At 65.2% G+C, this 7,404-nt stretch carries 9 protein-coding genes; all 9 read right to left on the reverse strand.

Annotated elements, in window-relative coordinates; all coding sequences use genetic code 11:
• The coding region (gene flgJ, locus EA346_RS03310) for a flagellar assembly peptidoglycan hydrolase FlgJ (RefSeq protein WP_296755612.1) at nucleotides 1-897 on the reverse strand (897 nt) is incomplete at its 3' end.
• Between the two features lie 19 nt (nucleotides 898-916).
• Nucleotides 917-2,050 (reverse strand): flagellar basal body P-ring protein FlgI, encoded by a 1,134-nt coding sequence (locus EA346_RS03315; protein ID WP_296755624.1) that lies wholly within the window; start codon nucleotides 2,048-2,050, stop codon nucleotides 917-919.
• A gap of 28 nt (nucleotides 2,051-2,078) precedes the next feature.
• A complete protein-coding gene (flgH, locus tag EA346_RS03320; protein WP_296755614.1) occupies nucleotides 2,079-2,783 on the reverse strand; it encodes a flagellar basal body L-ring protein FlgH in 705 nt (234 codons plus the stop codon).
• 26 nt (nucleotides 2,784-2,809) lie between these two features.
• Complete coding sequence (gene flgG, locus EA346_RS03325) at nucleotides 2,810-3,601, reverse strand: flagellar basal-body rod protein FlgG (RefSeq protein WP_296755616.1); 792 nt, start codon at nucleotides 3,599-3,601, stop codon at nucleotides 2,810-2,812.
• 41 nt (nucleotides 3,602-3,642) lie between these two features.
• A complete protein-coding gene (gene flgF, locus EA346_RS03330; protein WP_296755617.1) occupies nucleotides 3,643-4,383 on the reverse strand; it encodes a flagellar basal-body rod protein FlgF in 741 nt (246 codons plus the stop codon).
• Nucleotides 4,384-4,398: 15 nt separating this feature from the next.
• The gene (gene flgE / locus EA346_RS03335) at nucleotides 4,399-5,622 is read right to left on the reverse strand and encodes a flagellar hook protein FlgE (RefSeq protein ID WP_296755619.1); all 1,224 of its coding nucleotides are present in this window, start codon (nucleotides 5,620-5,622) and stop codon (nucleotides 4,399-4,401) included.
• 50 nt (nucleotides 5,623-5,672) lie between these two features.
• Nucleotides 5,673-6,347, reverse strand: coding sequence for a flagellar hook assembly protein FlgD (locus EA346_RS03340; RefSeq protein WP_296755620.1), 675 nt, complete (start codon nucleotides 6,345-6,347; stop codon nucleotides 5,673-5,675).
• 19 nt (nucleotides 6,348-6,366) lie between these two features.
• A complete protein-coding gene (gene flgC / locus EA346_RS03345) occupies nucleotides 6,367-6,786 on the reverse strand; it encodes a flagellar basal body rod protein FlgC (RefSeq protein ID WP_296755622.1) in 420 nt (139 codons plus the stop codon).
• Between the two features lie 6 nt (nucleotides 6,787-6,792).
• Entirely contained in the window at nucleotides 6,793-7,188 is a 396-nt protein-coding gene (flgB, locus tag EA346_RS03350; protein ID WP_296755623.1) for a flagellar basal body rod protein FlgB, read from the reverse strand.
• Between the last annotated feature and the right edge of the window lie 216 nt (nucleotides 7,189-7,404).

The raw sequence follows: 7,404 nt of genomic DNA on the forward strand, positions 1-7,404 counted from the left end.
CGTGCCCCGGCTCAGGATGTCGAGGATCTTGTCCGCGTAGACCGGGTCGGTCGCATAGCCCGCCTCCTGCAGGCCGCGCAGGAAGCCCTCGGTATCCGGGGCCTGCGCCAGCGCCTCCCGGTAGCGGGGGTTGCGCTGCAGGAAGTCGACGTAGTCGGCGAAGCTCTCGGCCGGACTGTCGTAGGCGCGGAACGCCGCGCGCTGTTGCTCCGGTATTCCGTTCACGTATTCGAGCGTGTTCACCTGCACCCGGGACCCGCCCCAGCCGGCGTCGGCCTTGATGCCGAAGAGGTTGTAGCTGCTCGAGCCGTCGGGCCGCGGGATCACGTGCCGGCCCCAACCGGTTTCCAGCGCGGACTGGGCGAGCAGCACCTCCGGTGCGACCCCCAGCCTCGCTCCGGCCTTCTCCGCATGCGGCCAGAGTTCCTGGATGAAGGCCTGGGGTGACTCGGGCCGCCATGTTGCGGCCGCTGAAGATCCGGTGCCGGCCGCGGGGGCAGGCGCCTGCCCGCTGGCGACGGAGGCCGGGCGGGAAGCGCGCACCGGCAACCGGTGCTCGGGCATCCGCAGTTCGGCGGCGCCGGCCGGCTGGACCATCCCCGGCGCCAGTTCCCGCAGCATCGATTCGCGCAGGCCGATGCCCTCGCCGCGTGACATCTCCAGGGCGATCTGCTGGTCGAACATCTCCCGGTAGAACTTCGTCTGGTCGCCGTCCATGCCGCTGTCGACGGGCATCGCGTCGCGCATGCTCTTCAGCATCATCTGGATGAACAGGGCCTCGAACTGCCGGGCCGCCGTGTCCGCGGCTTCCGGGGACTCCTCCCGCGCCAGGCGGCGCAGGTCGGAGAAGCCCTGGAAGTCGGCGTAGTTGTAGACTCCTGACACGTCGGCGTTCATCGGCGGCTCCCGGCTCCGGCTAGATCACGATCAGCTGGGCGCGCAGCGCGCCCGCCTCGCGCAGGGCCTCGAGAATGGCCACCAGGTCGCCCGGCGCCGCGCCGACGCGGTTCACCGCGCGCACGATCTCGTCCAGGGTGACGCCGGGGCCGAACAGGAACATGGGATTCAGCTCCTCGGCAATCTCGATCTCGGTGCGCGGCGTGACCACGGTCTCGCCGCGGGCCAGGGGGGCCGGTTGCGATACGTCGAAGGATTCGGTGATGGTCACCGTCAGGCTGCCGTGGCTCACCGCCGCCGCCGTGACCGTGACGTTGCTGCCGATCACGACCGTGCCGGTCCGGGAGTTCACGATCACCTTGGCAGGCGGCGCCCCCGGCTGGACCCGGATGTTCTCCAGGATGGAAACGAAGGCCACGCGCTGGCCGGGATCGACCGGAGCGCGGATGCGAACGGTGGAGCCGTCCTCGGCACTGGCGGTGCCGTTGCCGAGGGTGTCGTTGATCGCGTCGGAAAGGCGGTTGGCGGTGGTGAAATCGAAGCGATGCAGGTGCAGCTTCACGCTGTCGCCCTGCGCAAAGGCGCTCGGCACTTCGCGCTCGACGGTCGCGCCGTTGGGAATGCGGCCGGCGCTGGGCACGTTCACGCTGATCCGCGAGCCGTCACGGCCCTCGGCACCCAGCCCGCCGACGACGAGATTGCCCTGGGCCATGGCGTAGGTCTGCCCGTCCGCACCCTTCAGCGGGGTCATCAGCAGGGAGCCGCCACGCAGACTGCTGGCGTTGCCGATGGAGGACACCGTGATGTCGATGGTCTGTCCCGGCTTCGCGAAGGGCGGGAGATCCGTGTGGATCATCACCGCCGCCACGTTGCGCAGCTGGGGATTCACGTCCGGAGGCACGGTCACGCCGAGCCGGCCCAGCATGTTCTTCAGGCTCTGCACCGTGAACGGCGCCTGGGTGGTGCGGTCACCGGTGCCGTCGAGGCCCACCACGAGGCCGTAGCCGACCAGCTGGTTGTTGCGTACGCCGCCGACCGAGGCGAGGTCCTTGACCCGCTCGGAGCCGTGGGACGAAACCGGAACGCTGGAAAGGGGCAGCACCAGGGCCACGGCAAGCAGCCACGGCAGGGATCGCGAAGCCCATTGCGTCAATGAATGTCTGAACATGCCGCCGTGCTCCTCAGAAGGGCCAGATGGGGCTGTTGAAGAAACGTGTCAGCCACCCGGGGCTGTTGCTGTCCGCCAGTGTCCCGCTGCCGCCATAGGCAACCTGGGCATTGGCGATCTGTGTCGACAGCACGGTGTTGTCGGCGCGGATGTCCACCGGCCGTACCACGCCCTGCAGACGGATGTACTCCTCGCCCTGGTTGATGCGGATCCACTTCTCTCCCTGAATCACCAGGTTGCCGTTGGAAAGCACCTCAGCCACCGTCACGGTGATGTTGCCGTCCAGCTGGTTGCTCTGGGCGCTGTCACCCCGTCCGCCAAAGCTTCGCGTGCCATCGATCGCGTTGTTGAGGACGGGCCGACCGTTGACCGTCACGCCGCCGCCGAAAATGGTCGGACTCGGTATTTCCACACTGCTTTCCTTGCTGCTGCTCGTGTTCGCGGACTTGCGGGCCTGGGTGCGTTCCGCCAGGCGAACGGTGAGGATGTCGCCGACACGGTGGGCCTTGTCGTCGCTGAACAGGCCTCCGTTCTGGCTCACCTGGAAGATGGCGCCATTGTTGTGCTCCGGCGGTACCGGCGCCGCGGGCGCAACGGGTATGAACGCCGGATCGTCCCCGCGCACGACGCCGTGCGGGCCACCCGCACAGGCCCCAAGCAGGACCGGCAGCAGCAATGCTGCAAGGAGCCTGGGGTCAACATGTCTCAACATATCCATCGTGGCACCGTCCTTTCCGTGCTCGCCTATCGGCCGAGGTTGTTGTTCACGTACTGGAGCATCTGATCGGCGGTGGAGATCGCCTTGGAGTTCATTTCGTAGGCCCGCTGGGTCTCGATCATGTTGACCAGCTCCTCGACGGTGTTCACGTTGGAGCCCTCGAGGAAGCCCTGGATCAGCGAACCCCTGCCGTCGAGACCGGGAGTACCGGTCTGCGGAGCCCCGCTCGCCGCGGTCTCGGTGAACAGGTTCTGGCCGACGGGCTGCAATCCGGCAGGGTTGATGAAGTCGGCCAGCTGCAGCGCACCGACCTCGACGGGCCCGACGTTGCCGGCCACCTGGGCACTGACGGTCCCGTCCTCGGCGACGGTGATGCTCAGGGTGCCCTCCGGGATCACGATGCCCGGCTGCACCTCATAGCCACTGGAGGTCACCATCTGGCCCTCGCTGTTCAGCTGGAAGCTGCCGTCGCGGGTGTACCCCAGGCTGCCGTCCGGCATCAGGATCTCGAAGAACCCCCGGCCCTGGATGGCCACGTCGAGCGAGTTGTCGGTCTGTGTCAAATTGCCCTGGGTGAACATCTTCTCGGTGGCCACGGTACGCACGCCGGTGCCCAGCATCAGGCCGGAGGGCAGTTCGGTGTTCTGCGCCGACTGCGCACCCGCCTGCCGCACCGTCTGGTAGATGAGATCCTCGAACACCGCCCGGCTCTTCTTGAAGCCGGTCGTGTTGACGTTGGCCAGATTGTTCGAGACCACGGACATGCGCGTCTGCTGCGCATCCAGTCCGGTCTTGGCGATCCACAGGGCCTTGTTCATGGGTACATCCCCTTGTCAAAACTTCAAAATCGCAGCGCCGTCTACGAGAGGCGCAGCAGGCTGGCCGAAGCCGCGTCGTTGTCCTCGGCGGTCTTCATCATCTTCACCTGCATCTCGAAATGCCGGGCCAGGTCGATCATCCGGACCATGGCCTCCACCGTGTTCACGTTGCTCGACTCCAGCATGCCGTTCACCAGGTTCACGCCCGCGTCCGGGGGCTGCTCCAGCCGCTGTACGTGCCGGATCAGGCCATCCTCGCCCCGCACCAGCTCGGCGGGATCGGGGTTGACCAGCTTGATACGGTCCACCTGCGCCAGCGTATTGGCCTCCTGGCCCAGCGGCCGGATGCTGATGGTGCCGTCGCTGCCGATCTCCAGGGTCTGGAACGGCGGCACCGCGATCGGACCGCCGTCTCCGAGCACCGGCAGGCCGGTGCCCGTTGTCAGCAGGCCGACGGAGTCGACCTGCAGGTCGCCGGCCCGGGTGTAGGCCTCGCCTCCATCCGGGGCCAGGACCGCAATCCAGCCCTCACCCTGCAACGCCACGTCCAGATCGCGCCCGGTCGCCTGCAGCGGGCCGGGGCTGAGGTCCACCCGCATGTCCTCCGTCACCGCGTAGGTGCGGGTGTCGTGGCCCGACCCGGTCACCGGCCTGCTGGCGAAGGCATCCAGGGAAGCCTTGAAGCCGGTGGTGCTGGCGTTGGCCAGATTATGGGTGTTGCGCGCCTGGGCCAGGGCCGTTTCCTTGGCCCCGGACATTGCGACGTAGAGCATGCGATCCATCGTCGTTTACCCCGCTTACCGGATATTGATGATGGTCTGGGTGATCGTGTCGGCCGTGGAGATCACCTGGGCGTTCGCCTGGAAGTTGCGCTGCGCGGTGATCAGGTTCACCAGCTGCTGCGCGATATCAACGTTGGAAGTCTCGAGCCCTCCCGACTGGATCAGGCCAAAGTTGCCCGTGTCGGCCTGCCCCAGGATCACCTCACCGGCGCCGAAGGCCTCGCCCCAGGCGTTGTCACCCAACTGCTGCAGACCCTGGGGGTTGGCGAAGTTGGCCAGCGCCACCTTGCCGAGCGACACGGCCTGGCCGTTGGTGAAACGCGCGAACACAACACCGGTGGCATCGATGTCGATACCGTTCAGGCGCCCCGTGGTGAAACCATCCTGATTCAGGCTGCTTACGTTGAAGGACGCGCCATATTGAGTGGCTTCACGGAGATCAAACTCGATATTGAGATCCTCGGCACCGTTCCCCGGGCTGAACGAGCCGTAATTGATCGCTGCGGTCGGATCCGCCAACGATCCGTCAGCATTGAAGGTCAAGGATTGGGCCACTCCGACATCCTGCCCCTCGATGCTCAGGTGCGAATCCCATTGCAAAGGTCCGCGGTTCGCGAAATACATCGTGGCCGTGTGGGCCTGGCCCAACGAGTCGTACACGGTCACCGAGGTGGAGTTGTGGAAGGTACCGGGGTCGTCCTTATCGAAGGGGGTCGCGGCCGCATCGATCGCTTCCGCGTTGGCGTTCAGGTTGAGACGCGCACTCACTTCAGCCGTGGCTTTCGGCGGAGCCTCCGAGGTGGACAGCCGGAGGTCATCCACCAATCCGGTATTGAACTTGGTCCCGGTGGTGTCCTGCGGAGGGTAGACCTGCAGCCGCTTCGCCTCGGAATTGACCATGTAACCCTCGCGGTCGACCTTGAACGCGCCGGCGCGGCTGTAGACCTGCGTGCCTCCGTCGTTCAGCACGAAGAAACCTTGGCCGTTCAGGGCCAGGTCGAGATTGTTGCCAGTGAAGTCGATGTTGCCCTGACCGAACTGTTGCGTGACTGCAGACAGGCGGACCCCCGACCCGACCGCCGTCTGACTGATGCCGCCGTAGGATTGGGCGAAGACGTCGGAAAACTCGGCCCGAGACTCCTTGAAACCGACGGTGCCCGAGTTCGCGATGTTGTTGCCGGTGACACGAAGATCCGCGGATGCGGCGTTCAAACCGCTCAATGCTGTACGAAATGGCATGTCCTATCTCCTTTGCAATGCGCCATGGCCCGAGGGTCGCGCAGACCCTTTCAGCCGATCTGTCTTACCTTGGAAAAGTCGATCTCACCCAACCCCTCCACCTGAAGCGTCAGCGAACCATCCCGGTTCCCCACAGAGACGCTCTCCACTCTGGCAGCCAGGAACACCTCCAGGGCCTCGGTACGTCCTGCTCCGTGGGCCTCGGCCCGGAACTCATAAATACCGGGAGAGGCGATGTTTCCCGATTCGTCACGGCCGTCCCACCGGAACTCCGCCAGCCCCGCGCTGCGCGGCCCCAGCGGCATGCGGCGCACAAGCGAACCGGACTGGTCGTACACGCCGATCACGAGATCATTCGTTGAGGACGACAGCTCGGCTGCGCCCCGTTGGCCCTGCTCCGGATCCAGCACCGACATGTCCACCGGAACCATGACCTTGCGGTCCACCAGCCCCGCAGCCTGAAGGGCTTGCCCCGAGTAGATCGACTGGCTCAGCCCCTTGAACGATTTCTGCAGGTCCTCGATGCCCGAGACCGTTCCGAACTGCGCCAACTGACCCAGGAACTCGCCACTCTCCATGGGCTTGAACGGATCCTGGTTCTGGAGTTGTGTGGTCATCAACTTCAGGAAATCGTCCTGCCCCAGCCGGTCCTTGTTCTTCTCCGGTGAGGCCTGCTCGCTCGTTAAGCCCAGATTGGCCAGAAGGTCCGAGTCAATCCCGTTCATGAAGCTCTCCTCTTCGCCATTACTGCTGCCCCAGCTGCAACGTGCGCAGCAGGAGTTGCTTCGTGGTGTTCATCACTTCCACGTTGTTCTGGTAGGAACGGGAGGCGGAGATCATGTTGGCCATCTCCTCCACCACGTTGACGTTCGGCTTGTAGACATAGCCCTGCTCGTCGGCCAGCGGATGATTCGGCGCGTATTCCGCCCGTGCTTCCGCCTGGCTTTCCATCACCCCGACCACCTGCACTGGCGTGGCGGTGGCATTGGGTCCGACCCCTTGCAGTACCGAGGCGAAGACCGGGTGCTTGGCCCGATACGCCTGCTCGGGGCTGCCGCTGACCACCTGGGCATTGGCCATGTTGCTGGCCACGGCATTGAGGCGGACCGACTGGGCGCTGAGCGCGGATCCCGAGACATCGAAGAGCTTGAAAAGATTGCTCATGGCTTCTTACTCTCCCTTCAGGGCGGTACGCAGACCACGAAAACGGGCGTTGAGAAAATCCAGGCTCGCCTGGTACTGGACGGCGTTCTGGGAAAAGGCCGCCTGTTCCATCTGCGCATCCACCGTGTTGCCATCCAGCGAAGGCTGGCTGGGCACGCGGTACTGCGGCTCCATCCCCAGACCGGGCATGCCCACGGACTGGTGGGCCGAATGGGTGCGGGTCATCGTCACGCTCTGCCCCTGTTGCGCATGGCCCAGGGCCGCACGAAAGTCGATGTCCCGCGCCTTGTAATTCGGGGTGTCCGCATTGGCCAGATTGGAGGCCAGCAGCTCCAGGCGGCGTGAGCGCACCTGCAATGCATCGGCGTGGATACCCAGTGCCTTGTCGAACGAGAGGGACATACCCATTGCACCTCGAAAAACGTGTCTGCCGAATCCAAAGCAACAGACGTGCCATGTGCAGGGATTGTTTGATTTCAATTACTTGAAATGCGATTCGGGTCGTGTGGCGGCGTTGCCGCGGCAGGATTCCGCCACCCGGGCCGGCCGTACGCAGTCGCAACAACGAAGTTTTGACGCCCGGGCGACCGCGCGGCGGGCCTAACTCTCATGGCCTCG

This window comes from Thioalkalivibrio sp. (assembly GCF_007692535.1).
Taxonomy (GTDB): domain Bacteria; phylum Pseudomonadota; class Gammaproteobacteria; order Ectothiorhodospirales; family Ectothiorhodospiraceae; genus Thioalkalivibrio.

Coding starts and splice junctions, on each gene's coding strand:
- flgH (WP_296755614.1), bottom strand. CDS start 2,783: ATGGATATGTTGAGACATGTTGACCCCAGGCTCCTTGCAGCATTGCTG.
- flgG (WP_296755616.1), bottom strand. CDS start 3,601: ATGAACAAGGCCCTGTGGATCGCCAAGACCGGACTGGATGCGCAGCAG.
- flgF (WP_296755617.1), bottom strand. CDS start 4,383: ATGGATCGCATGCTCTACGTCGCAATGTCCGGGGCCAAGGAAACGGCC.
- flgE (WP_296755619.1), bottom strand. CDS start 5,622: ATGCCATTTCGTACAGCATTGAGCGGTTTGAACGCCGCATCCGCGGAT.
- EA346_RS03340 (WP_296755620.1), bottom strand. CDS start 6,347: ATGAACGGGATTGACTCGGACCTTCTGGCCAATCTGGGCTTAACGAGC.
- flgC (WP_296755622.1), bottom strand. CDS start 6,786: ATGAGCAATCTTTTCAAGCTCTTCGATGTCTCGGGATCCGCGCTCAGC.
- flgB (WP_296755623.1), bottom strand. CDS start 7,188: ATGTCCCTCTCGTTCGACAAGGCACTGGGTATCCACGCCGATGCATTG.